This is a genomic window from Brachyspira sp., assembly GCF_050873525.1.
In the GTDB taxonomy this organism is placed as follows: Bacteria; Spirochaetota; Brachyspiria; order Brachyspirales; family Brachyspiraceae; genus Brachyspira.
In genome coordinates this window covers 1-1,541 of the sequence record NZ_JBNMIZ010000338.1, presented here as the reverse complement: position 1 = coordinate 1,541, position 1,541 = coordinate 1, and the positions used below count along the sequence as shown (strand labels likewise).

Annotated in this window: 2 protein-coding genes; both read right to left on the bottom strand. The window is 33.0% G+C overall.

Translation table 11 applies throughout. The features are described from left to right. Positions 1 to 286: 286 nt before the first annotated feature. Positions 287 to 997: an LrgB family protein gene (locus ACR0QS_RS13190; RefSeq protein ID WP_432633912.1), complete on the bottom strand. Its 711-nt coding sequence runs from the start codon at positions 995 to 997 to the stop codon at positions 287 to 289. Between the two features lies 1 nt (position 998). Further along, on the bottom strand, positions 999 to 1,364 hold the full coding sequence (locus tag ACR0QS_RS13185) for a CidA/LrgA family protein (RefSeq protein WP_432633911.1): 366 nt from the start codon (positions 1,362 to 1,364) through the stop codon (positions 999 to 1,001). Between the last annotated feature and the right edge of the window lie 177 nt (positions 1,365 to 1,541).

Genomic DNA, 1,541 nt, shown 5'->3' with positions numbered 1-1,541 from the left:
TTGCGAGCCTTGACGCCGTAGGCGTGCCTTTGGCAAAAGGCGTGGCAATCCACTATTAATAAAACTAAATTTTAAAATAAAATTTAATTAATTTTGGATTACTTCGGCTATCGCCTCGTAATGACGATTATAAACCTGACAACAATGTGGCTTCCGCTTCTGCGTGCCGTTGGCAAGCCCATTGTGTTAACAATATATAGAAAAGCATGCAAGGGGTTTCCCGCACCAAAGGTGGACAGTCGTCAAGGGGCGCAGAGCGAACCCACCTTGTTATTATAAATATTAATTAATTCCATATAATAACAAGCAATCTGTAAAGTATTGGAAGCAACACTACGGTTAAAGCTCCAGCTATTCCTATCGCAAGCCCCGACATCGCGCCTTCTGTCTCTCCCATTTCTATTGCCTTGCTCGTCCCAACCGCATGCGAAGAAGTTCCGATTCCCAAACCTATCGCCAAAGGAGATTTTATTTTAAATATTTTACAAACAAACGGAGCGACTATTGCGCCAGTTATTCCAGATATTATTACCGACAAAACCGTTATAGATTTTATTCCTCCAATATTTGCCGAAATATCTACGGCTATAGCGGTTGTCACAGATTTTGGAAGGAGCGATAAAAGTATATTGTCCGATATTCCGAGCGCTTTTGACATTATAAAAATTCCTATTATTCCAATCGCGCTTCCTATCGCTATACTTATCAATATTACGGGAAGATTCGCTTTGAGTATCGGGAGATTTCTATATATCGGTAGAGCCAAAACCACAGTCGCGGGTCCTACCAAAGCGTTTATAAATTTTCCTCCGCTTTCGTTATAAACATTATAAGGAACTTGCATAAAATATAAAGAAAAACCTACCAAAATCACAGTCGTCACCAAAGGAGTCAGAATCGGCAGTTTAGTTTTTATATAAATAGTATATGAAATAATATAAGCTATCAAAGTTATAACGATTGGTATTATTGGATTTGTTTCAAATAATTCTATCATTTTATTTTCCTTTTCTTAATTTATTAAAAATATTTTCCAAAATTTGAGCGATTAATCCCGTAGAAACCATTATAACGATTACCATAAATACGCAGACGATTATAAACGGGACAATTTCATCTTTTATATATTTGTATTCTTCCATTATCGCCAAAGTTGCGGGAACGAATAATAAAGACATATTGCTAATCAAAATATCGCTCGCTTTATCAATATGATGTTCTTTTATTATTCCTGTGATAAGAAATATAAAAAGCAAAAGCATTCCGACAACATTTGCTGGAATCGGAAGTTTAAGCGATTTACAGAAAATATCGGAAATCGAATATATCGAAAAAATAATTGCAAATTGTTTTATTAACTCCATTTTGAAAATTTAATTCCTGTTTAAATCATTTTTTAATTATTTTATTGACAATGATTATATATATTATATTTTGTTTTTCAATACTAATTATAATGATTCAAAAATTCAGACTCAAATATTTTTTAAATTAGTTTAGTTTTAAATTTATTTTGACTTGAAATTTATAAATTATAATAT

Excerpts from the sequence above, each read along its gene's own strand:
- ACR0QS_RS13190 (WP_432633912.1), bottom strand. The coding sequence starts at position 997 with ATGATAGAATTATTTGAAACAAATCCAATAATACCAATCGTTATAACT.
- ACR0QS_RS13185 (WP_432633911.1), bottom strand. The coding sequence starts at position 1,364 with ATGGAGTTAATAAAACAATTTGCAATTATTTTTTCGATATATTCGATT.